This is a genomic window from Flavobacterium okayamense (assembly GCF_019702945.1).
GTDB classification, from domain to species: Bacteria; Bacteroidota; Bacteroidia; order Flavobacteriales; family Flavobacteriaceae; genus Flavobacterium; species Flavobacterium okayamense.
Window position 1 is genome coordinate 1,473,921 of the sequence record NZ_AP024749.1, and the last position, 24,452, is coordinate 1,498,372.

Genomic DNA, 24,452 nt, shown 5'->3' on the forward strand with positions numbered 1-24,452 from the left:
CTCTAACAACTATGGAAAATAATAACAATAACCAACAAGGTCAAATCAACATCGAGTTAGACGAGAAAACGGCTGAAGGCATCTATTCTAACTTAGCAATTATCAACCATTCGCACAGTGAATTCGTTTTAGATTTTTTAGCAATTATGCCAGGTGTTCCTAAAGCAAAAGTAAAATCAAGAATTGTGTTAACGCCTCAACATGCAAAACGCTTGTTAAATGCTATGGCTGAAAATGTAAGACGTTTTGAAGCACAACATGGTGAAATTAAAGAAGGTGATGCACCAAATATTCCTTTAAATTTCGGACCAACAGGCCAAGCTTAATAAAAATTAAAGTCTCACATTTGTGGGACTTTTTTATTTTTGTAAAAACTTTTGCCATGCAGTTAATAAAAGTCGATTCTTCTCATCTTAACATCATCGAACAACTTGCTCGAAAAATTTGGCCAGTTGCATATGCCGAAATTTTGAGCCAAGAGCAATTAGATTACATGTTAGATATGTTTTATTCGGAAGAAGCTTTACTAGCGCAATTAGAAAAAGGACACGTTTTTTACTTGGTAAAAAATACTTCTGGAGATTATTTAGGTTTTGTTTCGTTTGAATTGAATTGCGAACCGCATAAAACCAAAATCCATAAAATATATGTATTACCCGAAACTCAAGGTTTAGGTTTAGGAAAATTATTGTTTGAAAAGGTTAGGGAAGAAGCACTAAAAGCCAATCAAGAAGCGATTTTCTTAAATGTAAACAAATACAACAACGCCCAACATTTCTACACCAAACTCAATTTTGAAATCGTAAAAGAAGAGGTAATCGATATTGGTCACGGTTATGTAATGGACGATTACGTAATGGAAGTCAAACTCTAACGATTCCTCGTTCCGTAATTACGTTTACCCGAAAATCCTTTTTTATTGCTTGGTAAACTCGCTTCTTCAGTTTTGCTTGAAGGTTCGATTAAACTATTCAAATCGTCGAGTTCTTTTTTCGTTAGTTCACGGTATTTTCCAACTGGAACATCCAGCGAAATATTAATAATACGAATACGCTTTAAAGCTGTTACTTCGTAATCTAAATATTCACACATTCTACGAATTTGACGATTCAAACCTTGCGTTAAAATAATACGAAACGTAAACTTACTAATTGGCTCTACTTTGCATTTACGCGTAACCGTATCTAAAATAGGAATACCACTACTCATACGCTGAATAAAACGTTCGGTAATAGGTTTGCTCACCGTAACTATATATTCTTTTTCGTGATTGTTACGAGCACGCAAAATTTTATTCACAATATCACCATCGTTTGTCATTAACAACAAACCTTCACTGGCTTTATCTAAACGCCCAATAGGGAAAATACGCTCAGGATAATTGATGTAATCGACAACGTTGTTTTTTACACTTTGGTTGGTCGTACATTCAATCCCAACAGGTTTATGGAAAAGCAAATACACAAAACCTTCTTTTTTCTCATTAATAAGCTTGCCGTTGACACGCACTTCATCATTTGGACCCACTTTTGTGCCCATTTCAGGAATTTGTCCGTTAATCGTTACGCGACCTTGCTCGATTAATTTATCGGCTTCGCGACGCGAACAAAAACCACTTTCCGAGAGAAATTTATTAATACGTGTTTTGTTGTCTTCCATAGCGCAAAGATAAACTTTTTAATAGTTATACATAACTTTAACTTTAACACAAACAACAAGTAGTTAAACTTTTGTTTTGATTATCTTAGTAACGCTAATTTGAATGCCAAACCAACTATAAATGAATCCACTTTTTTCTATGTTTGTATTAATGCTATTGCTTACGCTTAATTTTTCTTGTGCCGATAAAAAACCAACAGAAACCTCAATTACCAACCAAGAAGTTTTACAAACAAACAAATCAGATACTTTACAATTTACCTCTGGAATTCGTGCTATTTTACAAGATAGCAAAGGCAATTATTGGTTGGGAAGTCATACCGAAGGCGTTTGCAAGTTCGATGGAAAAACATTTGAATATTTTACCACAAACGAAGGATTAGCAAGCAATCAAGTTCGTGCGATACAAGAAGATGCAAAAGGTATTATTTGGTTTGAAACCGCAAATGGACCTTGTAGTTACGATGGAAAAACTATTACAAATCATTCAATTGCATTAAAAAGCTATCCCGAAAGTAATTGGCAAAAAGCCGAAAACGACCTTTGGTTTACAAGAGGTGATAGCGAAGGCGTGTATCGTTACGACGGACAAAACATTCATTTTTTAGCATTTCCTAAACCTGTAAAGGCTGATTCTATGAACAATTATATGGTAACCAATATGTCTAAAGGAAAAACTACACAATGGTTTGCTACCTATCCTGCGGTTTTTGGTTACGATGGAAAAAATACTATTGTGATAGACAATGAATCGTTAGGATTAAAAGTAGAAACTGGCGGTTTGCATGTGCGAAGTATTTTTGAAGACTCGAAAGGTAGAGTTTGGATAGGCAACAATGGTATTGGCGTTTTGTTGAAAGAAGGCGATAGCATTATAAATTTCTCTGAAAAGTACCATTTAATACATCCTGAAAGCAAAAGAAGAGGCGCAAAATCTCCAGTGGGAACCTTAGAACATGTTTTTGCGATTGCCGAAGATAACGAAGGCAACATGTGGTTTGGAGATAGAGATACCGGCGCTTGGAAATTTGATGGCACAAACTTTACCCATTACACCATAGATAATAAATTAGCCACACCTATGATTTGGTGTATTTATAAAGATAACACTAATAATTTGCTATTTGGTTTGGCAAATGGTGGCGTGTATAAGTTTAACGAAAAGACTTTTGAGAAAGTTTTTTGATGAAGTAAGCATATTATTTTATTTTTTCAATAATTATAAATTGCAGGTTTAATGTAAGTTAATTTTCAAAATGATAGAGTTTAAAAAAAATAAAAATAATTGTAGGGGATTTTATTATAAAACTTTACTTGGAGTTTACAATTTTATTATATTATTATTAGTTTTTTCTTCAATCAGTTGTGTAAATGAAAAAGCAAATGATTCATCAGATTTAATTATTAAATCTGAAACTTTTACAAGTAAATCCGTTTATTGTCAGACGATTGTTCAAAATGATAATTTTGTTTGGGTAGGATCTAAAGATAAAGGCTTAATTCGCTTAAATATTTTAACAAAAAAATTAGAATATTTTACACCTTATAATAGTGATTTACAAAGTACGGATATCCTTAAACTAACTTTAGATAATAAGAATAATTTATGGATTTTAGGAAGTTTAAATACTATTTCAATCTACTCTGATAAAAAGTTTCTAAAATTAGACTTAAAAAAAATAAATTTAAAAAACAGACAAATAGTTGATGTGAATTTTGATAATAATAACAATGTTTTTTTATCAATTATTGATGAAAAGGATGTTTTAAATCCAGAAAAAATTATAAGATATGTTCCTGAAGAGAATTCTTTAAAAGAAATAATTGAATCTAAATCAATTGTATTTGATACTGATAATACCATTTGGACTTTAGCATCTCCTTCTTGGCTTGAAGGAGGATTAGAAAAATATAAACCAGAGGGAAATTCTTTTTTTAAAATGGAAAAAACATTTTATCTTGATAGTTGTGAAAGAAAATATGGTATACTTTCAAAATTACTTTTAGATAAACAGAATAGAAAATGGATTTCTACAACTAGTAAATCTTATATGTCTTATGTTGATACAACACTATCAGGGTTAATGGTGTTTAAAGACTCTAAATATTTTATTTTCAAACAAAAAGATACCAAACTTTCAAAGGACGGTATAAAAGATATGGTATTAGACAAAAATAATAATTTATGGATTATTGAATCAGATTATTCAACAAATCGAGTTGTAAAATTTAATGGGAAAGATTGGAGATTTTTTAATCAAAAAGAGATGAATTTGCCAAATTCAAAAAGAATTACTTGTCTTTTTGCAAGTAAAAACACTGGAATTTGGGTAGGGACAATTGATGGAGGCATTGCTCAATATCATAATAACAAGTGGGTTTCATATAGTCTAGGTAATTCTGAAATCACATCTAATGACATAAATTGTATAAACCTTTTTAATAATAATATTTTGATAGGTGGGCAAAAAGGTATTACTGAATGTTCAAATGTTAACAACCAAGTTAAATTTAATGAAATTGATACTAATCATAAGTTTTCAAATAAAATTAGACCTCTTACAATATTTAGAGATTCAGATAATTTTATTTGGTTAGGTTTACAAAATAATTTGTTCTCTTCATACAGCCAAGCTGGAGTAATGGAACATAATGGAAATGAATGGATTTATCATTTTAGATATCCAGAAATTAATTCAATAACTCAGACAAAAGATAAATCTATGTATATGGGAGGATACAATGCTTTTTATAGATATTCTGAAAACAATAAAGTTCTTGATACCATAGATCTAAAAATTGAAAAAAAATATTTTATAAACTCTATTGCAGCTGATTTAAAAGATAATTTATGGATTAGTTTAAATTTAATTGAAAGTATGCAAAATTATATATATGTATTTGACGGGAAAACAGTCAATAAAAAGTATGATTCTTTAAAATTTGAATTTAAGGCTAACCAAGTAAATTCTATTTTTATTGATAATGAAAACACGAAATGGTTCGCAACAGATACAGGTCTTGTTAAATATAATGAGAAATGGGAAAAATTTACATTAGAAAATTCAAATATTCCTTCTAATAAAATTAATTGCATTACTATGGATAAAAGTAAAAATATTTGGATAGGAACTGATAATGGAATTTCAACCTTAAAAAATGGTCATTTTAGGACTTTTAATACGAGTAATACTAACTTGATAAGTAATAAAATAATGTCAATGTTTATTGATAAAGACAACAATGTCTGGGTGGGAACTATGGCAGGTGGAGTAACTAAAATATTACTCAAAAAATAAATTATTTAAAAAAATGCTACCAATCGCAATAATCATAATCATTTTAATTCTCTACTTTGTTTCGCCAGGAAAAGATGGAACAAAGAAGAAACGAATTACGTTTAAAAAACTTAACGAAAGAAAATAAAAATCCCAACTCAATGAGTTGGGATTTTTTGTATCTATAATTTACCAGTTCTTACAACTTAGCAAATAATTTTTCCATTTCTTCTTTTACTTCGTCAGCTAAAACGTTATCTACTAAAATACGTCCACTGTGCTCGTCAGTAAGAATTTTTTTGCGTCCCGCAATTTCCATTTGCGTTTGCGGTGGAATGGTAAAGAAAGAACCTGCAGAAGCACCACGCTCAATAGAAACTACCGCTAAACCGTTTCTTACACTTCCTCTAATTCTCTTATAAGCAGCTAATAAACGCTCTTCAATTTGCTTTTCATACTCAGCTGATTTGTCCATCAAAAGATTTTCTTCTTTTTCTGTTTCAGCCATAATATCTTTTAATTCCGCTTTTTTGTGCTTTAAGTGCGATTGTTTAGAATCTAATTTCTCTTTTGTTTGAGAAACCACTTCTTTTTTGTGCTCAATAGAAGCTTTCATTTCTTTAATGTGCTTTTCAGCCAATTGAATTTCTAATTCTTGAAACTCAACTTCTTTCGTTAAAGAGTTGTATTCTCTATTGTTACGAACATTTTTTTGTTGCTCTAAGTATTTTTTAATTGCCGCTTTGTGATCGTCAATAGCATTTTTCTTCTCCTTAATTTGAGCGTCAATCGAGTCTAAATCCGCTTTATATTTCTCTAAACGCTTAGTAAGACCTGCAACTTCATCTTCTAAATCTTCAACTTCTAAAGGTAATTCTCCTCTTACATTTCTAATCTCATCGATTTTTGAATCAATTAATTGTAAGCTGTAAAGTGCTCTTAACTTGTCTTCTACGCTTAGTTCTTTCGTTTTTGCCATATTTAAAAATATTGAACCGGGTTTGTATTTTCTTCTGATAAAATGATTGCAAAATTAGTGATTTTTTCTTTAAGATAATCAACAATATAATTTTTTGTAAATCTTTCACTTTCAAAGTGTCCAATATCGGCCAAAAGTAGTTTTCCTTCGGCTTCATAAAATTGGTGATATTTTAAATCAGCAGTCAAAAAAGCATCGGCTCCAGAAGCTATCGCTTGCTTAATCGCAAAACTTCCCGAACCACCTAAAACCGCTACTTTTTTTACTAATTTTCCGGTATAAGTACTATGACGAATGCCACCGCATTGCATCTTTTCTTTTACAAATTGTAGGAACTCTACTTCGGGTAAAGCGTGATCTAATTCGCCAACCATTCCTAAGCCAATATTTTGATGTAAATTATCTAAAGAATAGATTTCGTACGCCACTTCTTCGTAAACATGATTCTTGAAAAGCGCTTTTAAGATTTTACTTTCCAAATGTTTTTCAAACGTAACTTCAATTTTAATTTCGGTATTTTCTACAAATTCAAATCGGTTTCCTACTTCCGGATTGCTGTCTTCATTTCCTAAATAGGTTCCAATACCTTGCGAATTGAAACTACAATCTTCATAATTGCCAATTTTCCCTGCGCCAGCTTCAAACAAAGCATTGCGAAGTTGAGTAGCATTTTCTGGAATCGTATAGGTAACCAGTTTTTTAATAAAATTTGCTTTTGGCACTAAAACTTTGGTGTTTTTCAAACCTAAAGCATCACAGAAAATTTTATTCACGCCTTTTTTGTGATTGTCCAGCGCCGTGTGCACCGCATAAATGGCAATATCATTTTTAATAGCTTTTACAATGGCGCGTTCCACATAGTTTTTGCCTGTAATTTTCTTCAATCCGCTAAATAGAATAGGATGGAAGCAAACCACCAAATTGCATTTCTTAGCAATAGCTTCGTCAATTACGTTTTCTAAAGCATCGTGGCAAACCAAAACGCCAGTAATATCTTGATTGTGATTACCAACTAATAACCCAACATTGTCGAAATCTTCGGCGTATTGTAGTGGCGCCATTTCTTCTAAAACCGAAAGAATTTTTTGTAATTCCATTTTTACTAAAATTTCTATTTGAAAACCGTCAGTTCGAGTGAAATTCTGAAAGAATTTTGTATCGAGAACTTGGTTTTATATTCTAAATTCTTGTTCTCGATAAGATTTTCTATTCTCGACTTCGCTCGAATTGACAAAAATCACTCGAACTGACGAATTTAAATTTAAATTCAAAAGACAAATCAAATATACCATTTTAATAGTGATTTTCTGTATTTAATTCGACCAAATCGTTAGAATTTAAGGTAAAATAGCTACTTTCGTGGTATGAACTTTTTGCGAAAATTACTTTTTCCGTTAGGCTTTATATATTGGATTGTGACGTATTTACGAAACCTTTTTTACGATTTGGGTTTCCTAAAGAGTTATACAATTCCAATGAAAAGCATTGTGGTTGGAAATTTGAGTGTTGGCGGAACCGGAAAAACGCCACATATTGAATATTTAATTCGATTGCTTCGCGATAAGAAAGTGGCTACTTTAAGTCGCGGTTACGGACGAACAACCAAGGGTTTTATTTTAGCCGATGCAACGGTTGATGCGACAACAATTGGTGATGAACCTTTTCAGTTTTTTTCAAAATTTAAAAATATTGCCGTTGCGGTTGATGGCAATCGTACTAATGGTATTCAACAATTAGAAAAATTAGTCAATCCGGAAGTAGTTTTGTTAGACGATGCGTTTCAACACCGAAAAGTAACCGCTGGTTTTTATGTTTTGTTGACTGATTATAATCATTTATTTGCCGACGATTTTATTTTGCCTTTTGGAAACCTTCGCGAACCTTCGATGGGAAAAAAAAGAGCTGACCTGATAATTGTCACTAAATGTCCGAATGATATTACCGACCTTGCCAAAGAAAAAATAAAGCAGAAGCTTAAAGTTGATGTTCCGGTTTATTTCAGTCATATTGTGTATGATGAAATGGTGTACAATGCAAATTCGCAATTGAGATTAGCTGAAATGAACCAATCGAAATTAATTATTGCGGGAATTGCTAATCCAACGAGTTTTATAGAAAAACTTAAGAATGAAGGCGATGAGGTTTTAATTTATTCTGATCATCATGAATTTTCGGCTCAAGAAATTGAAACGATTAAAGCGAGAGCGACCAATAAAATTATAATTACGACAGAGAAAGATTACATGCGTTTACAAGGCAAGATTGATGATGCGATTTTATATTATTTGCCTATAAAAGTTGCGCTTGATAACACTTCTCAATTCGACAAAACGATTTTAGACTATGTGGGATAAAGTTCAAGAAACAGTACAATTTTTAAAAGATAAAACACAAGATTTTTCACCCGAATATGGTGTAATATTAGGTTCAGGTCTAGGTGGATTTGCCGATGACATTTCAATGGAATACTCCATTGACTATCACGATATTCCCAATTTTCCGGTTTCAACTGTTCAAGGTCATAAAGGCGCTTTATTATTCGGAACAATTGGAAACAAGAAAGTAGTTGCGATGCAAGGGCGTTTTCATTATTACGAAGGCTACAACATGCAAGAAGTTACGTTTCCAGTTCGTGTGATGAAATACATAGGTGTAGACAAATTAATTGTATCCAATGCATCGGGTGGTGTAAATCCAAGTTTTAAAGTTGGCGATGTAATGATGATTACTGATCATATTAACTTTATGCCAGAGCATCCGCTTCGTGGGAAAAATGACGAACGTTTTGGTCCACGATTTTTAAACATGAGCGAACCATATTCTCGCGCTTTGATGCAAAAAGGAAGAGAACTTGCAAAAGAAATAGGTTTTAACTTACAAGAAGGCGTTTATTTAGCCTTACAAGGTCCGACTTTTGAAACCTTAGCCGAATATCGTATGGTTAGAAACTTGGGTGCTGATTGCGTAGGAATGTCAACCGTTCCTGAAGTAATTGTAGCAAGACACATGGATATGAATTGTTTCGGTGTTTCAGTCATTACCGATATGGGTGACGAAGAAAGCATACAAGATGTAAATCACGAAGAAGTTTTAGAAGCGGCAAAAACTGCAGAACCAAAGGTTAGGGCTTTAATTCAAAATCTTATTTTAAACTATTAAGCTTTGGTAAGATATTTTGCCATTGTATCGTAGAAATTCTCAGGTATAAATGGTTTGGTAACTACATCGTTCATTCCAAACGATAACAACATTTCACGGTTTTCATTTAACGAAATTGCAGTTAGCGCAATAATAGTAATCTCCGAATTAAATTTACGTATTTCAGTAGTAGCTTCCGTTCCGTTTATTCCTGGAAGGTGCACATCCATTAGAACTAAATCATATGAATTTGATTTTAGATGTTCGATGGCATCTTCACCATTGTCAATTATTTCACAAGTCATTCCTTTTTTCTCAACCATTTTCTTAGTAATCATTTGGTTGATTTTATTGTCTTCAACCAGTAAGATTGATTTGCCTACAAAAACCGAATCAGAGTTGGTTACTTCGGTTTCTACTTTTGGTAAATTATTTCCTTTTTCAAAGATAAGTGAGAAGTTGAATTGTGTTCCTTTGCCTTCTTCACTCGTCAACTCGATATCACTTTTTAAAACGCTCAATAATTTTTTTACAATTGATAACCCAAGTCCAGTTCCGCCATAGGTTCTATTAATTTCTACAGAACCTTGACTAAAACTTTCGAAAATATCTTTTTGTTTTTCAGATGGAATTCCAATTCCAGTATCTTTTATTTCAAAATCTAGAGTTACTAAATTGTCTTCTGCTTTTTGCTGTTTTACACTAAAAATAACTTCACCATTTTTGGAGAATTTAATGGCATTGTTGATTAAGTTTATCAAGATTTGTGAAAGTTTTGTAGGGTCGCCAATAATATTGTAATCTATTGATTTGTCAATATTTTGAACATAAGAAATATTATTAGTTACTATAAATTCATTAAATGAAACTTTTATGTTTTCTATTAATTCATTTAAATTGAAACTGATTTTTTCTACTACAACTTTATCCGATTCTAAACGGTTAATTTCTAGAATATCATTAATGAAGTTTAGAAGATATTTTCCGGAAAACTCTAAAGAATTTAGATAATTTAACTGACTCTTTTTCGGTTTTTCTTGAAGTAATAAATACGTAATTCCATTAATAGCATTTAATGGCGTTCTTAATTCGTGACTTACTGTTGCTAAGAATTCAGCTCTTGCTTTGGATGCTTTTTCTACTTTTTCCTTTTCTTTTGTTAATTCTCGGTTTTTGTCTTTAAGAAGTTTATTGGTTGTAATTCTAATTTTATTGTTTTTGTATAACGACAAACTTAATAACGATAGAATTGAAATTAAAGCAATACTCAAAATACTGATTAGTTTAGAAAAACGAAGCGTTTTTTGTTGGTTTTTCTTCTCTTTATCTAAGTTTTCAATAGTTTCTAATTGCTTGTCAAATTCAACTTTTTCAAAAGTATTTTCCGATAAATATTTAGAATAAAATTGGCTAATCGAATCACTTATTTTTACATAGCGCTCTAAATACTCATTCGATTTTTTGAAATCACTATTTTTATTATGTGCACGACTTAATTTCTTTAAAATTTTCTTTTCTAAAGCTATATTGTAAATGCTTTGTTCATTTAATTTTAAAGCATCATTATAATGTTCTATTGCTGCAGAAAAATTATTATTTAAAAATTGTATCTCACCTAGTTGAAAAAAGGCCTCAACTTTAGTGTCAGCAAGGGCGTCTTGGTTTGAGATGTTATTGATAGCTTTTTTGAAGATAGCTTCTGCTTCTAAGAAATTTCCTTTATTTTTTTGAATAATTCCTTTCTGAACATTAATTAATTCAATGGCGTCATAAAATTCAAATTCCTGATAAATAGACGCTGCTTTTTTAAAATATATTTCAGATAACTCTTGCTTATCTTGTTCTAAATAACATTTTCCTAAATTATAATAGGAAAGTGCCAGATTAGGATTAGGATTTTCTTTGGTGTAAATATTTATACTTCTAATGAAGTGTTCGATTGCCTTTTCAGGTTTTTGTAAATCGTAATAAATGCCACCTAAGATAAGGTAACAATCCGCTAATTTGGGTTCTAAATCATTTGCTTTAGCAAACAAGATTGCCTTTTCTGTATAAATAATTGCTTTGTTAAAGGAATTTTTATCTTCTTTATTAAAAAGAGCAATTTCTAAGTAATAATCAACACTGTCATTTATTTTCGTCGTTTCTTTATACAAAGCTTGTCCGAAACTAGAAATAGTTACGAGAAATAAAATAAAAGCGAATATTCCTTTTGTTTTTAAAAGCAATAGAAGTTAAGTTGTTTATTTGATTAGTTTCGTTTATAAAAATAATAAAAAATTATTTAGTATGAAGATATAAAATTAAATCGATTATTCGAGAAGAATAACCAATTTCATTATCATACCAACCTACAACTTTTATCATTTTATCAATTACAGAAGTTAATTGGGCGTCAAATAAGCAAGAGTTTGTGTTTCCAATAATATCAACTGAAACAATTGGGTCTTCAGTGTAAGCCAAAATTCCTTTTAAGTTAGTTTCAGAAGCTTTTTTAAATGCTTGGTTAATTTCTTCGATAGAAACTTCCTTTTTTACATTTAAAGTTATATCAGTCAACGAACCATCAGGAACAGGAACACGAATACCACAACCACCAATTTTTCCATCGAGTTCAGGAAATATTTTCGTTAAAGCTTTTGCAGCTCCAGTTGTTGTAGGAACAATAGATTGTGCTGCACCACGGGCGCGACGTAAATCTTTATGCGGTTGATCGTGTAAACTTTGGTCTGTAGTGTAGGAATGAACTGTTGTAATGTATGCTTGTTCAATTTCGCAAAGTTCTTGTAGAACCTTCAACATTGGCGCTGCATTGTTAGTCGTACAACTTGCATTCGAAACTATTTTTTCGGATCCATCTAAAATAGCTTCGTTTACGCCTAAAACAACAGTTTTAATAGTTTCATCTTCTGGTGGAACAGATAAAATTACTTTTTTCGCACCAGCCAAAATATGTTGGTTAACTGATTCAAATGTTTTGAATTTTCCTGTCGATTCTATTACAAAATCGATGTCTAAATTTTTCCAGTTGAGGTTTTGAATTTCTTTCTCGTGGAAAAATAGAAAGTGTTTATCGTTGACAGAAATTCCTCTTTCAGTTGCTAAAACATTTTCTCTTAAAATACCATGAATACTATCGTATTTTAAAAGATGCGCCATAGTTTTTTTATCGGCTATGTCGTTTATTGAAACAACCTCAATGTTTGGATGGTTGAGTAAAAGACGAAATACATTACGTCCAATTCTTCCAAAACCGTTTATGGCAACTTTTATTTTTGTCATTATAATTAAATTGTTTTCAAAATTAAAAAAAATAGACTTTAAAACTCTTAATTACTTACTTTTGTTTTTAAGATTAAATTTACAACATGAATATTTTAAAGTTTTTACCCATTTTTATTTTTTCGATTTCAATTGCTCAAATTAAAACTAAAACTGTTGAATCGAAAATTGAAAAGATTATAGTTTTTACTGAAGGCGCTCAAGTAAGTAGAAAAGCTACTGCGAATTTTGAGAAAGGTAAAACCGAGTTAGTTTTTCAAGGAATTTCTCCTTTTCTTGATAAAGAAAGTCTTAAAGTAAAAGGTAAAGGAGATTTCACAATTTTATCTGTAATAAATCAAAGTAACTTTTTACTATCACAAGAAAAGAGAGATGAAGTTCAAAAAATTGAAAAGAAAAAGAGAGACTTTTTAGCTCAAAAAAGTTTAGAAAATAATGTTTTGAAAATTTTGAACAATGAAGAAACGATATTATCTAAAAATCAAGAAATTGGAGGCAATAATAATGGACTGAAAACAGTTGATTTAAAAGATGCTGTAAATTTTCATAGAGAAAGATTAATAAGTTTAGTCAAAGAACGAACAATTGCAGAAGATAAAATTGTTAAAATTGATAGTGTAATTAATACATTAGATTTACAATTAAAAGCTTTAAATAATTCGTTAGAAAATGCAACGAGTGAAATTATCGTTACAATTTCAAGTTCAAAATTTATCAGTAATGCTGAATTTAATATAGATTATTATGTTTCAAAAGCTGGTTGGTTCGCCAATTATGATTTGAGAGTAAAGGATATTAACTCACCAGTTGATTTACAATTTAGAGCAAATGTTTTTCAGCAAACAGGAGAAAATTGGAAAGATGTAGCAATGTCAATTTCTAATGGAAATCCTACTGAAAATAGTATAGCACCTGAATTGTCTCCGTGGTATTTAAAATATGGTTATCAAGCTTTAGCAACTAATAATTATTATAATCAAGAGTCAGGTATTAAAACATATGGGCCATTAGTTGGAAACAAGGTAACAGGAATAGTATCGGATGAACTAGGACCAATTGCTGGAGCTAATGTAGTTGTTAAAGGAACAACTATTGGAACAACTACTGATTTTGATGGCCAGTATTCTTTGTCAGTTCCTAAAAATGCAATTCTTGAGATTTCTTATGTGGGTAGTAAAAAAGAAGTTTATGTAAATTCTAATAGAATAGATGTAGTGCTTGAATCAGCTAAATTGGAAGAAGTAGTTGTAGTTGCTTATAGTGCAAAAAGAAAGAAAAGAAATAAAGGTGAAGGAGATTCTATAGAATTAGAAACAGAAATTAATTATCAACCTACAACAGTAACGTATGATATTAAAAATCCATTTACTGTAATGAGTGATGGGAAGATTTACACTGCTGAAATTATTAATTATGAAATTCCAGCTACTTATGAATATTTAAGTGTGCCTAAAATTGATCCATCAGCTTATCTAACGGCAAAAATTACGGATTGGCAAGAGCTTAATCTTTCGAGTGGAGAAATGAATTTATATTTTGAAGATGCTTATTTAGGGAAATCTTTGTTGGATTTGAATAGTGCCACAGATACGCTTTCAGTTTCATTAGGCAAAGACAAAGGAATTTATGTTGGAAGGAAAAAACTTAAAGAATTTTCTTCTAAAAAGTTCTTGAGCAATGCAAAAAGAGAAGCTAGAGCATTTGAAACTATTGTAAAAAATAATAAACCCTATCCAATTGAAATCAAAATTTTAGATCAATTACCTATTTCAACAAACAAAGAAATAGTAATCGAAGATGAAGAATACAGTGGAGGAAAATTAGAAGAAAAAACTAAGATAATTACTTGGGATTTAAAACTCGATAGTAAAGAAAGTAGAAATCTTCAAACTAAATACATAGTTAAATATCCAAAAGGGAAATACATACATTTGGAATAAATGAAAATAAAAAAAGCTGTTCTAAAACAGCTTTTTTTATTTAATGAATATGTTTCTCTGCATGATAAGAAGAACGTACTAGAGCACCGCTCTCCACATGACGGAAGCCTAATTCTTTTCCTATTTTTTCATACTTTTCAAACTGCTCTGGACGAATGAATTCTTTTACTGGTAAATGCTTTTTACTTGGCTGTAAATATTGACCAATAGTTACAATATCTACGTTAGCATTTTTTAAATCATGTAAGGTTTCAATTACTTCTTCTTCTGTTTCACCTAAACCAAGCATAATACCCGATTTTGTTCTTTTAATGCCTTGTTCTTTTAAGTATTTTAAAACCTCTAAACTTCTGTCGTATTTTGCTTGAATTCTTACTTCACGAGTTAAACGACGAACGGTTTCCATATTGTGCGAAACAACTTCTGGAGCTACTTCAACAATTCGGTCTAACATTTTATGGTTACCTTGAAAATCTGGAATTAAGGTTTCCAGAGTAGTTTCAGGATTCATTCGACGAATAGCTTTTACCGTTTCCGCCCAAATAATTGAACCCATATCTTTTAAATCATCTCTATCAACCGATGTAATTACAGCGTGTTTAATTTTCATAATTTTAATAGAACGCGCCACTTTTTCTGGTTCATCCCAATCAACACTTTCAGGACGTCCCGTTTTTACACCACAAAATCCGCACGAACGCGTACAAACGTTTCCTAAAATCATAAATGTAGCTGTTCCTTCACCCCAACATTCACCCATATTTGGACAACTACCAGAGGTACAAATTGTATTTAATTTGTATTTGTCAACCAATCCTCTTAATTCGGTGTAATTTTTACCTGTTGGTAATTTTACACGTAACCATTTTGGTTTGGGTTCTCTTGGCGGGAATACATTTTCAACTACATTTTCCATTTGAAGCAAATTTTGTTAGGCAAAGATACAATATGAAAATCAGAATTTAGAATTTAGAATTTAGAAATTTAAAACATGGGTTTGGACGTGCCCCATGACGAAAAGTTAAAACTTTTGTCAGGGTCGGGCTATTCGCACTCGCTTTTTGCAAAGCAAAAGAACTCAAACAAATGCTACTATCCCTCACGTTTTTAATGATGTTAATTATCTAAAATTCTTTTAATTTCTTCGATATCATCTCTAGATATGATTTTTCCATTTTCATCGATTAAAAATAAAGAAGGGATAGAGTGTATATCTAATTGATTTGAGATTGTCATACCTTGAAAGTTTCTCCAACTTAAATTGTATTTTTCAACAGCTTTTTTTGCTTTTTGAAAATCATTTTCTGTTGAGAGACCAATCACAGTTAGTTTATCACTATGTAAATTTTGAAGTTCTTCTATTTCAGGGAATTTTTCTATACATGGTCCACACCAACTGGCCCAAAAGTCGAGTAAAGTATATTTCTTTTCTTTTAAAACTTCATGAAGTTTAGTTTTTTTATTTTCAAAATCAACTAAATAAAAATCTCTTATAAAGGATCCAGGATAATTACTGTAATTTTTTTCTAGAGTTTTAATTTTTGTGATGTAGATATTTTTCAAGTCAGAACTAATACTATCAATTTTTAAAATATTTTTATTAAAAATTAAAGTGTCTCCTCGGTATTTTTCAAATTTACTCTTAAACCAAATATCCTTATCTTCAAAGGAGATGTTGTTTGGTTTAAAAAAAAATGCTCCTCTCTCACTAGATATTCCTTGATAATAAAAAGTTAATTCCTTGTTGTCTATTAAAGTTTTTCCTTTCCAAAAATCAGTGAAATTATTATGAATTACAGTTTCTGTATAATTATCAAATTGTTGAGTTTCTGGGTAAAAAAATATGTTTCTTTTAAATGTAACTTGATTTTGAGTATTATAAGAATAGTTCAAAATTTTAGTAGTTTTTAAAGGTTGGTCTTTCTCAAAGTTTAGATTAAACTTTTGTGTAACATTATTTTTGAAGTTTTTATCTCTATCAACATCTGCTAAAAGTTTAAATTCATTTTTATCCTTTTTTAATAAGATTAAACAAAAATCACTAAAATCAGTTTTAGTTTTTTGAAGACGAAGAGTATCTATATAATTATTTTGAATGTAATTATAGAATTCACTTTTTCTAATTCTATTTTCTCTGTAAAGTTGATAAATAAATTCCCTAAGTTTTAATGTGTTTTCTGTTTTAAAGTAAAATGAAATGTTGTTATTATTAGGAATCCCTTTAAATTCTTTTTTTATTAATTCGTTTAAAGAAGGAATTTCGCTTATAGCTGTTAGTCTATAATGTTGATGTAGTAATCTTACATTAAAGATGTCATTTTTATCTCCGTAAATATGTTCTAATGGTATCTCAATTTGATTTTGAGAAAAAGTGAAAATTGGAAATAAAAATAGAATTAAGTAAAATTTAGTATATTTTAATCTGATATGAATCATAATCTTTTAATTAATTGTAAAATACAATTTATTCTTCCACAAAATCTAAATCGGTGTTATGTGTTTCTGGAATGGAAAGCGTAGAGTAAATGGCAATGGCAAAAACAACTATTCCAACAACTGCTGAAGCATAAATTACACCTAAATTGGGTTTTAAAAAGTCAAAACTAATTAACATTACTGGTAGCATTCCTCTAACCATATTAGGAATCGTAGTTGCTGCTGTACTTCTAATATTCGTTCCAAATTGTTCAGCACCAACGGTTACAAACATAGCCCAATAACCAGTGCCTAAACCTAACCAAGCACAATAAAAGTAATACCAACCTTCCGATTTTGTGCCGCCAAATAGCATTAAAGCAACGCCTATTATAGTAAACAGCATCATGTGAAAAATGGCTTTTTTGCGAGAATGTAAAGCATGAGAAATAAAGCCGCTGGTAAAATCACCAATTGAAATTCCAATATAAGCCCACATAATAGCCTTTCCAGGATCAATATTTTTAATGCCGAAAGCAGGTGCAAATTGATTGCCCATTACCGCTAAAATTCCAATGCAAAACCATGTGGGTAATCCAATAGCGATACATTTTAAGTATTTTATAAATCGGTTTGTGTTTGAAAAAAGTAAGAAGAAATTTCCTTTTTGAATGTTGCTATCCGTTTCAATTTCTTTATAAATTCCCGATTCAACTACCCCAATTCTAAGGAATAAAAGTAACAATCCAAGTCCGCCACCAACAAAATAAGCAATTGTCCAGTCACCAGCCAATTCAACCGTTAAATTGGCAACTACAGCTCCTAATAAACCAAAACCTGCTACTATTGAAGTTCCAATGGCGCGAAGCTCTTTTGGTAATGATTCGGAAACTAATGTAATTCCCGCACCTAACTCGCCTGCCAGACCAATTCCGGCTATAAAACGAAGTAATGCGTATGTAGTAACGATGTTTTCTTGTTGAAAATGAGGTAAAAATCCGCACGCTATATTCGCTAATGAATACACTAAAATGGAACCAAATAAAACAGAAAGGCGGCCTTTTTTGTCGCCAAAAATTCCCCAAAGTATTCCACCTAAAAGCAATCCTACCATTTGATAGTTTAAGATTGTCGAACCCGCTACATCTACATCAACGCCTAATGATTTTAAACTCGGAACACGAACAATTCCAAATAATAATAAATCGTAAATATCAACAAAATAGCCTAGAGCGGCTACTATTACAGGTAAAGAAAATAAGTGTTTTAATTTTTCTTGGGTAGTAAATGTTTTCATGAAATTTGGTTTGGTTATTCCAAATATATAAAAACTATTTCTTCTTCTTTTGTCCTTTTTGAGTGATAACTTCTGCTAGTAGTTTTTTGGCGCGAAGTAATTTTACTTTGATATTGTTAAGCGGTTCTTCTAATGCTTCGGCCATTTCTTGATAACTCATTTCTTGGAAATAACGCATTTGAATAACTTCTTGGTAAGCAGGTTTTAATTGCTTAATGCATTGCAGTAATTCAGAAAGATTTTGCTCAGTAATGATCTCATCTTCTACTGTTGGTGTTTCATCGGCAACACCAAATGCACGTTCGTCATCATCTTCCGAATAATCAACAAAAAGAGATGATTTCTTTTTGCGTAGCATATCTATATGAACGTTTTTAGCAATTGCAATTAGCCAAGTATTAAATCCATATTCTGAATTGTACGAATGTAATTTGTCAAATGCTTTGGCAAAAGTTTCAATTACAATATCATCAGTATCGTGTTCATTTTCCGTTCTTTTTAGCATAAAACCATACACTTCATTCCAAAAAAAATCGAGCAAAAAAGTAAACGCAACTTGGTCACCATTTTTTGCTTTTTCAATATTAAGTTGGATAATTTCTGAAGTTATTTCCAATGTGCAGGTTTTGAGAAAAGATTAGTAATGAAAACATTCAATTGTGTGAAGATAAGAAATATTTCAAATATTGGGAACCAATACATTACATCTTTTTCTTTTAATTTTCCGGCAGCAAAACCAAGTGAAAACCAAGCAAAAATATAGCGCAATACTACAATTCCAGCAACTATCATCCATTGGTATTGAAAAGCTAACAAAACTATAGCTAACAATAAAAAGGCTAATTGCGAAAAGTAAAATAAACTTAATTGGAAGCGGTTAAATACTTTATAGTGTTTTGCAGTTGAAACGTGTCGGCGTTTTTGATTGAACCATTCTTTGAATGACTTTTTAGCCTCTGAATACGTAAAACTGTCTTCTGAATAACAAATAGTAGTGTTTTTAGAAGTCGCCGCTTGGTTAATAAACAAATCGTCATCGCCAGAACGTACTTTCATGTGATCCATAAAACCGCGAACGTTGAAAAATTCTTCTTTTTTGTATGCTAGATTCCGACCAACAGCCATGTACGGTTTACCAATTTTGGCCCAACCAAAATATTGTGTAGCGGTTAAAAGTGTTTCAAAACGGATAATTTTATTTAAAAGGGAATTTTTAACTTTAATGTAAGCTCCATAACCCAAAACAATAGTTTTTTGTTGGGTAAAATGCGAGGTCATTTCGCTAATCCAGTTTTTAGAATTTGGATAACAATCACCATCTGTAAACAATAAATATTCGTATTTAGCAGCTTTAATACCTAAGGTTAAAGCATATTTTTTGTTACCCCAAAAAGCTTCGTTGTTATCAACTTTAACCAATTTTACTCTCGAATCTTGCTTTTCAAATTCTTCAAATAATTCGCGAGTTTCGTCACTTGAAGCATCATCTATTAAAACCAATTCGAATGTTGGGTAATTTTGCTCTAAAAGTAGCGGAACAAATTGCTTAATATTTTCGGCTTCATTTTTAGCACAAACAATTACCGAAACTGGAATGTTTTTAGGTTTGCCTGAAACAGGTTTTCCGAAAGAAAATTTACCAAAAATAAAAATGTAATAAATGAATTGTATAAACGCAACTGCGCCTAAAGCATAGAGTAGAATTTCAAAAACCATAAATTAGGATAGCTTATGAATGTGAAGTTTCGTTACAATCTTTATACTCTTCTGGAGTTCTTCCGCAAAAACTACAATTTTCGCCTTCTTTGTTTAAAAACGGACTTTGGCTAGCACAAGTTCCGGCAAATTTACCATCTTTTTTACCCCAAATTTTAATGGCAATTCCGGCAACTGCTAATAATAATAATCCTATGGTAATAAATGCTAATTTCATCTTGTTCTATTTTGATGCAAATTTACAAAAGAAAAATTAGTTTTATTAGTCTTTCAATAAGAATATCTTTTTAATCTGTTTTTAAATTCACTCCAATTTTTACACCAGTGTAAGCAATTAATGAGGATAGAATTACTTGGGAAACTAAAAATAATTTAGGAAAAAAAATGTTTTCAGATTCATCAATAAAACTTCCATTTTCAGGTTCTAGAGCACTTAATGGAGGATAAATTGTCCAGCCATTAAATTGTCCTAAAAATGAATCATAAATAGAATTGAATATTGTTATTGTTAAAATTAGGAATATAGAAGTAATAATAAAAATCACATTAGTTTGATTGTTATTGAACTTAGAAATGATAACTCTTATTAAGTAGATACTGTAAAATAGAATGCTACTATTAAGTAAAATTATATAATAATTTTTAATAGTAAAAAACGTTTCATGATTTTTTAAATCGATGCTTGTATCACCATTAACCCCATTTATTCCAAATATAAATAGGTTTAAAATGAATATTAAAATCAAAGTAACAATAAACCAGAATACTTCGTTTTTTTTTATCATAGTTTTAAATAATATTCACTTCCGCTTCAATTGCAATTCCGAACTTCTCTAAAACTGTTTTTTGAATCAATTTCGATAAATCATAAATTTCTTTTCCAGTCGCTTCACCATAATTCACTAAAACTAAAGCCTGATTTTTATGAATGCCCGCATCGCCGAAACGCTTTCCTTTAAAACCAGCTTGTTCAATTAGCCAACCCGCTGGAACTTTAACTTCGGTTTCGGAAACTTTATAGTGTGGCATTTCTGAAAATTGTTGCACTGCTTTTTCGTAAAGTTCTTTTGAAATAATAGGATTTTTGAAGAAACTTCCACTGTTTCCTAATTCTTTCGGATTGGGTAGTTTACTACTACGAATCGCAATTACTGCTTCGCTAATATTTTTTATTGTTGGATTTTCAATATTCATTTTTGCTAATTCAGCATCAATTGCGCCATACGAAGTGTTGAGGTTGTGATTTTTCTTTGTCAGTTTATAGATAACCGAAGTAATGATGAATTGTCCTTTTAATTCGTTTTTAAAAATACTTTCACGATACGCAAACTCACATTCAGCATTGGTGAAAGTTTGCATTTGTTGGGTTTCAATATTCATGGCTTCGCACCTATACATCGTATCTTTAATTTCTACGCCATACGCACCAATATTTTGAATAGGTGTTGTACCAACATTTCCAGGAATCAGCGATAAGTTTTCAATACCACCGAAATCTTTTGCAATACACCATTGTACAAATTCGTGCCAATTTTCGCCTGCATTTCCTTTTACCCAAACGAAATTATCGTCTTCTTTTACAACTTCAATGCCTTTTAAGTTAACATGAACGACTAATTTTTCAATGTTTTGCGTCAATAGCATATTACTTCCGCCACCCAAAATAAAAATATCTTGATTATCTTTTAAAACTTGTGTCAATTCCTCAGTTGAAGTAACTTCAACAAATGATTTTGCTAGTGCTTTAATGCCGAAAGTATTGTAGTTTTTTAGAGAAAAATTATGTTGGTAGTTCATATTGTTGTTTAATAGTGTCATTTTTTTTTATCTCAATTCCTTTTGCCTGAAACCCCTTGCCTATAACCTAAATATCTTATACGATTGATGCGTTTGTTTTACTATAGCTTCGGTTCGTTCTTCATGTGTATCGGAAATAAAAATTTGTCCGAAAACATCATTATTTACCATAGTTACAATTTTTTCTACTCTTGAAGCATCTAATTTATCAAAAATATCATCAAAAAGTAGAATAGGAGCCGAACCACTTTTTTGTTTTAAAAATTCGAATTGCGCCAATTTCAATGCAATTAAGAACGATTTTTGTTGACCTTGTGAACCAAATTTCTTCACTGGATATCCTTCAATTTCAAAAGACAAATCATCTTTATGAATGCCCGAGCTTGTGTATTGAATGATTCTATCTTTACTAAGGTTTTCAATTAATAAATCCTCGAAAGACTTTTCTAATAACTGACTTTGGTAAACCAAATCAACACTTTCTGCTTCATTTGAAATTTCGGCGTAATACTTTTTGAAAATCGGAATAAACTGCGCTAAAAATTGTTGGCGTTTCTCAAAAATAATGTTTCCAAGCGGAACAATTTGTTCGTCGTAAATGGCTAAATTATCTTTATCAAAAGTTTGGTTAAGTGCAAAGTATTTCAATAAAGCATTGCGTTGCGAAACTAGTTTTTGATACTGAATTAACTCGTTCAAATACAAACTATCTTGAGTAGAAATTACGCTGTCTATAAAACGTCTGCGCGTTTCACTTCCTTCTGAAATTAAATCACTATCGGAAGGTGAAATAATAACGAGAGGAATAAAGCCAATGTGTTCCGATAGTTTTTCGTATACTTTATTGTTGCGCTTAACAACTTTCTTCTGTCCTTTTTTTAGACTACAAGCTATTTTTTCTTCGCGATTTTCTTTGTCAAAAACAGCATCCAATAAGAAAAAATCTTCATCGTGTTTGATGTTTTGTATTGCTAGCGGGTTGAAGTAACTTTTTGTGTATGCCAAGTGATAGATAGCATCTAAAATATTAGTTTTTCCAACACCATTTTTACCTACAAAACAATTGATTTTACTATCAAAAGTAAAATCTTTCTGACTGATATTTTTGTAGTTAAGTAAGCTTAGTTGTTTTAAAAACACAATAGTTAAATTTAGGTGCAAAAGTAGTAGTTATTCTACAATTTTGCTTTTAATATATATAATTTTAGTTTTATTGTCATTTTTGAATTAATTTTTTGTGCGAGTTTCAATAAAAATTATATTTTTGCACCTCTAATAAATTTAAAATAAATGGCAACATATAACAAAAGAGGATATAAAGCTCCGAAACCGCAAGAAGAAAAAGTTGAAAATGAGTTTGAAGAAGTTTTAGAAACTGGCGATAGTACAACGGCTGAGGTTTTTGATACTCTTGATGAAACAGCTAATAAAACGGAAGAATGGGTTGCTAGAAATCAAAAACCTATCTTAGGTGTAGTGGTAGCGATTGCTGTTGTAACTTTAGGTTACTTCTTTTATAATAAATTTATGGTAGAGCCAAAAGAAGAAGAGGCTTTAAGTGGAATGTATCAAGCGCAAACTTATTTTAATGATGCATTAGCAAATGCAGAAGCAAAAGATTCATTGTTTAATTTAGCGTTAAATGGTGGTGAAGGAAAATTAGGTTTTATTGGTATTGCTGAACAATATTCAGGTACTGATTCAGGAAACTTAGCAAATTACTATGCTGGAATGTCTTATTTACAAATGGGAGATTTCAAAAATGCTGAAACATACTTGTTAAAATTTAAATCTGACGATGCAATTTTAAATGCAATGGCATTAGGAGCATTAGGAGATGTGTATTCAGAATTAAATAAAGTTGATGATGCAATTGCTTCTTACAAGAAAGCAGCTGCTTCAAACGAAAACGATTATACAGCGCCAAGATTTTTATACAAAGCGGCTCAATTAGCTTTATTAAACAACAAGAAAGCAGAAGCTCACGAATTGTTTACTCAAATTAAAGATAAGTACGAAGATTCTAGAGAAGCGATGAATGTTGAGACTTATGTTGAAATGACAAAATAATGGCTACAGAAAATAAAAATTTATCTCAATACGATAAAAACACAATCCCAAACGCGAAAGATTTTCGGTTTGGGATTGTTGTTTCAGAGTGGAATGATACAATCACTGAAGGGTTGTTTAATGGTGCGAAAGCTGCATTATTAGATTGTGGAACTTTAGAAGAAAATATCATTCGTTGGAATGTTCCAGGTAGTTTCGAATTAACTTTTGGTGCCAAACAAATGCACGAAACACAAGAAGTAGATTGTGTCATTGTAATTGGAAGTGTGATTAAAGGAGAAACGATGCATTTCGAATTTGTTTGTGAAGGCGTTACACAAGGAATTAAAGATTTAAACATTGTTTACGATGTGCCAACAATCTTTTGTGTTTTAACGGATAATAATATGCAGCAATCACTTGATAGAAGTGGAGGAAAACACGGAAACAAAGGAACAGAAGCTGCAATAGCTGCTATTAAAATGGTAGCGTTGAACCGCTCAATTTAATCATTTTGTCATTCCGAGCGGAGTCGAGGAATCTCATAAAGAATCAAAAATATCAAATCCCGACTTGTTCGGGATTTTTTGTTAACAAAAAATTGCGAGATAAACGCTCAAAAATCCTTATTTTTGAAAATCTATTATCAATTGCTAGTTCATCCTTGAAATGAAATTACTAAAGCCTTCAAAAAACAGATCTTTTAATTATCAACCTAGGTTTTCTGGGGAAAATAAAGACGTTTTGGCAGATGAAGATTTTGTTTCAAAATGGAAAAGTGCTCAAGGTAAAAGTAGAAAAGTAAAATCGGCTTTACCTTTAAGTGTTTTGGTAATTTTATTGGTATTATTATTGATTGGTATGTATTATCTTAATACTTTCAGTAATAACTAAAATAATAC

Annotated in this window: 24 protein-coding genes; 10 read left to right on the top strand and 14 right to left on the bottom strand. The window is 31.0% G+C overall.

Annotation, left to right across the window (positions count from 1 at the left end; translation table 11 throughout):
• Nucleotides 1-11 precede the first annotated feature (11 nt).
• Both KK2020170_RS06745 and KK2020170_RS06750 read left to right on the top strand, forming a co-directional pair.
• Nucleotides 12-326 (top strand): DUF3467 domain-containing protein, encoded by a 315-nt coding sequence (locus KK2020170_RS06745; RefSeq protein WP_221257578.1) that lies wholly within the window; start codon nucleotides 12-14, stop codon nucleotides 324-326.
• Nucleotides 327-382: 56 nt separating this feature from the next.
• Nucleotides 383-874: a GNAT family N-acetyltransferase gene (locus KK2020170_RS06750; protein WP_221257580.1), complete on the top strand. Its 492-nt coding sequence runs from the start codon at nucleotides 383-385 to the stop codon at nucleotides 872-874.
• Here KK2020170_RS06750 and rluF read toward each other — a convergent pair.
• Nucleotides 871-1,659, bottom strand: coding sequence for a 23S rRNA pseudouridine(2604) synthase RluF (gene rluF / locus KK2020170_RS06755; RefSeq protein ID WP_221257581.1), 789 nt, complete (start codon nucleotides 1,657-1,659; stop codon nucleotides 871-873). The genes KK2020170_RS06750 and rluF overlap by 4 nt on opposite strands.
• A 121-nt stretch (nucleotides 1,660-1,780) precedes the next feature.
• On the opposite strand from rluF, the gene KK2020170_RS06760 reads away from it, so the two are divergent.
• A complete protein-coding gene (locus KK2020170_RS06760) occupies nucleotides 1,781-2,845 on the top strand; it encodes a ligand-binding sensor domain-containing protein (RefSeq protein ID WP_255567291.1) in 1,065 nt (354 codons plus the stop codon).
• Between the two features lie 70 nt (nucleotides 2,846-2,915).
• A complete protein-coding gene (locus KK2020170_RS06765) occupies nucleotides 2,916-4,958 on the top strand; it encodes a ligand-binding sensor domain-containing protein (RefSeq protein ID WP_221259998.1) in 2,043 nt (680 codons plus the stop codon).
• 178 nt (nucleotides 4,959-5,136) lie between these two features.
• Here KK2020170_RS06765 and KK2020170_RS06770 read toward each other — a convergent pair whose 3' ends face one another.
• The gene (locus KK2020170_RS06770) at nucleotides 5,137-5,916 is read right to left on the bottom strand and encodes a zinc ribbon domain-containing protein (RefSeq protein WP_221257582.1); all 780 of its coding nucleotides are present in this window, start codon (nucleotides 5,914-5,916) and stop codon (nucleotides 5,137-5,139) included.
• 2 nt (nucleotides 5,917-5,918) lie between these two features.
• A complete protein-coding gene (locus KK2020170_RS06775; RefSeq protein WP_221257583.1) occupies nucleotides 5,919-7,013 on the bottom strand; it encodes a Nif3-like dinuclear metal center hexameric protein in 1,095 nt (364 codons plus the stop codon).
• Between the two features lie 267 nt (nucleotides 7,014-7,280).
• Between KK2020170_RS06775 and lpxK the strand changes: the two genes are divergently transcribed.
• Nucleotides 7,281-8,270 carry a tetraacyldisaccharide 4'-kinase gene (gene lpxK, locus KK2020170_RS06780; RefSeq protein ID WP_221257586.1) on the top strand — a complete coding sequence of 330 codons (990 nt, stop codon included), beginning with the start codon at nucleotides 7,281-7,283 and terminating at the stop codon, nucleotides 8,268-8,270.
• Nucleotides 8,260-9,075, top strand: a complete 816-nt coding sequence (locus KK2020170_RS06785) for a purine-nucleoside phosphorylase (protein WP_221257587.1) — start codon at nucleotides 8,260-8,262, stop codon at nucleotides 9,073-9,075. Before lpxK ends, KK2020170_RS06785 begins: the two co-directional genes overlap by 11 nt.
• Here the strand turns inward: KK2020170_RS06785 and KK2020170_RS06790 are convergent.
• Together KK2020170_RS06790 and gap are read right to left on the bottom strand one after the other, a co-directional pair.
• Nucleotides 9,072-11,282 (bottom strand): response regulator, encoded by a 2,211-nt coding sequence (locus tag KK2020170_RS06790; RefSeq protein ID WP_255567292.1) that lies wholly within the window; start codon nucleotides 11,280-11,282, stop codon nucleotides 9,072-9,074. The genes KK2020170_RS06785 and KK2020170_RS06790 overlap by 4 nt on opposite strands.
• Before the next feature lie 52 nt (nucleotides 11,283-11,334).
• Nucleotides 11,335-12,336, bottom strand: coding sequence for a type I glyceraldehyde-3-phosphate dehydrogenase (gene gap / locus KK2020170_RS06795; protein ID WP_221257589.1), 1,002 nt, complete (start codon nucleotides 12,334-12,336; stop codon nucleotides 11,335-11,337).
• Between the two features lie 86 nt (nucleotides 12,337-12,422).
• On the opposite strand from gap, the gene KK2020170_RS06800 reads away from it, so the two are divergent.
• A complete protein-coding gene (locus KK2020170_RS06800; protein ID WP_221257591.1) occupies nucleotides 12,423-14,276 on the top strand; it encodes a mucoidy inhibitor MuiA family protein in 1,854 nt (617 codons plus the stop codon).
• 40 nt (nucleotides 14,277-14,316) lie between these two features.
• Here KK2020170_RS06800 and lipA read toward each other — a convergent pair whose 3' ends face one another.
• From lipA to recF, 9 genes are all read right to left on the bottom strand, one after another.
• Entirely contained in the window at nucleotides 14,317-15,192 is an 876-nt protein-coding gene (lipA, locus tag KK2020170_RS06805) for a lipoyl synthase (protein ID WP_221257592.1), read from the bottom strand.
• Between the two features lie 200 nt (nucleotides 15,193-15,392).
• Nucleotides 15,393-16,712, bottom strand: a complete 1,320-nt coding sequence (locus tag KK2020170_RS06810; RefSeq protein WP_221257594.1) for a TlpA family protein disulfide reductase — start codon at nucleotides 16,710-16,712, stop codon at nucleotides 15,393-15,395.
• A gap of 28 nt (nucleotides 16,713-16,740) precedes the next feature.
• Nucleotides 16,741-17,988: an MFS transporter gene (locus KK2020170_RS06815; protein WP_221257595.1), complete on the bottom strand. Its 1,248-nt coding sequence runs from the start codon at nucleotides 17,986-17,988 to the stop codon at nucleotides 16,741-16,743.
• 34 nt (nucleotides 17,989-18,022) lie between these two features.
• Nucleotides 18,023-18,604 carry an RNA polymerase sigma factor gene (locus KK2020170_RS06820; RefSeq protein WP_221257596.1) on the bottom strand — a complete coding sequence of 194 codons (582 nt, stop codon included), beginning with the start codon at nucleotides 18,602-18,604 and terminating at the stop codon, nucleotides 18,023-18,025.
• Nucleotides 18,595-19,704, bottom strand: a complete 1,110-nt coding sequence (locus KK2020170_RS06825) for a glycosyltransferase (RefSeq protein WP_221257597.1) — start codon at nucleotides 19,702-19,704, stop codon at nucleotides 18,595-18,597. Before KK2020170_RS06825 ends, KK2020170_RS06820 begins: the two co-directional genes overlap by 10 nt.
• 13 nt (nucleotides 19,705-19,717) lie before the next feature.
• Nucleotides 19,718-19,921, bottom strand: coding sequence for a membrane or secreted protein (locus KK2020170_RS06830; RefSeq protein WP_221257598.1), 204 nt, complete (start codon nucleotides 19,919-19,921; stop codon nucleotides 19,718-19,720).
• 70 nt (nucleotides 19,922-19,991) lie between these two features.
• Complete coding sequence (locus KK2020170_RS06835) at nucleotides 19,992-20,489, bottom strand: hypothetical protein (RefSeq protein WP_221257599.1); 498 nt, start codon at nucleotides 20,487-20,489, stop codon at nucleotides 19,992-19,994.
• Between the two features lie 4 nt (nucleotides 20,490-20,493).
• Nucleotides 20,494-21,501 carry a UDP-N-acetylmuramate dehydrogenase gene (murB, locus tag KK2020170_RS06840; protein WP_221260000.1) on the bottom strand — a complete coding sequence of 336 codons (1,008 nt, stop codon included), beginning with the start codon at nucleotides 21,499-21,501 and terminating at the stop codon, nucleotides 20,494-20,496.
• A gap of 60 nt (nucleotides 21,502-21,561) precedes the next feature.
• Entirely contained in the window at nucleotides 21,562-22,641 is a 1,080-nt protein-coding gene (recF, locus tag KK2020170_RS06845; RefSeq protein WP_221257600.1) for a DNA replication/repair protein RecF, read from the bottom strand.
• 150 nt (nucleotides 22,642-22,791) lie between these two features.
• Between recF and KK2020170_RS06850 the strand changes: the two genes are divergently transcribed.
• The 3 genes from KK2020170_RS06850 (at nucleotide 22,792) to KK2020170_RS06860 (ending at nucleotide 24,444) form a co-directional block, all read left to right on the top strand.
• Nucleotides 22,792-23,571 carry a tetratricopeptide repeat protein gene (locus KK2020170_RS06850; RefSeq protein ID WP_221257601.1) on the top strand — a complete coding sequence of 260 codons (780 nt, stop codon included), beginning with the start codon at nucleotides 22,792-22,794 and terminating at the stop codon, nucleotides 23,569-23,571.
• Nucleotides 23,571-24,059: a 6,7-dimethyl-8-ribityllumazine synthase gene (ribH, locus tag KK2020170_RS06855; protein WP_221257602.1), complete on the top strand. Its 489-nt coding sequence runs from the start codon at nucleotides 23,571-23,573 to the stop codon at nucleotides 24,057-24,059. Before KK2020170_RS06850 ends, ribH begins: the two co-directional genes overlap by 1 nt.
• A 160-nt stretch (nucleotides 24,060-24,219) precedes the next feature.
• A complete protein-coding gene (locus KK2020170_RS06860) occupies nucleotides 24,220-24,444 on the top strand; it encodes a hypothetical protein (RefSeq protein ID WP_221257603.1) in 225 nt (74 codons plus the stop codon).
• Nucleotides 24,445-24,452: the final 8 nt, after the last annotated feature.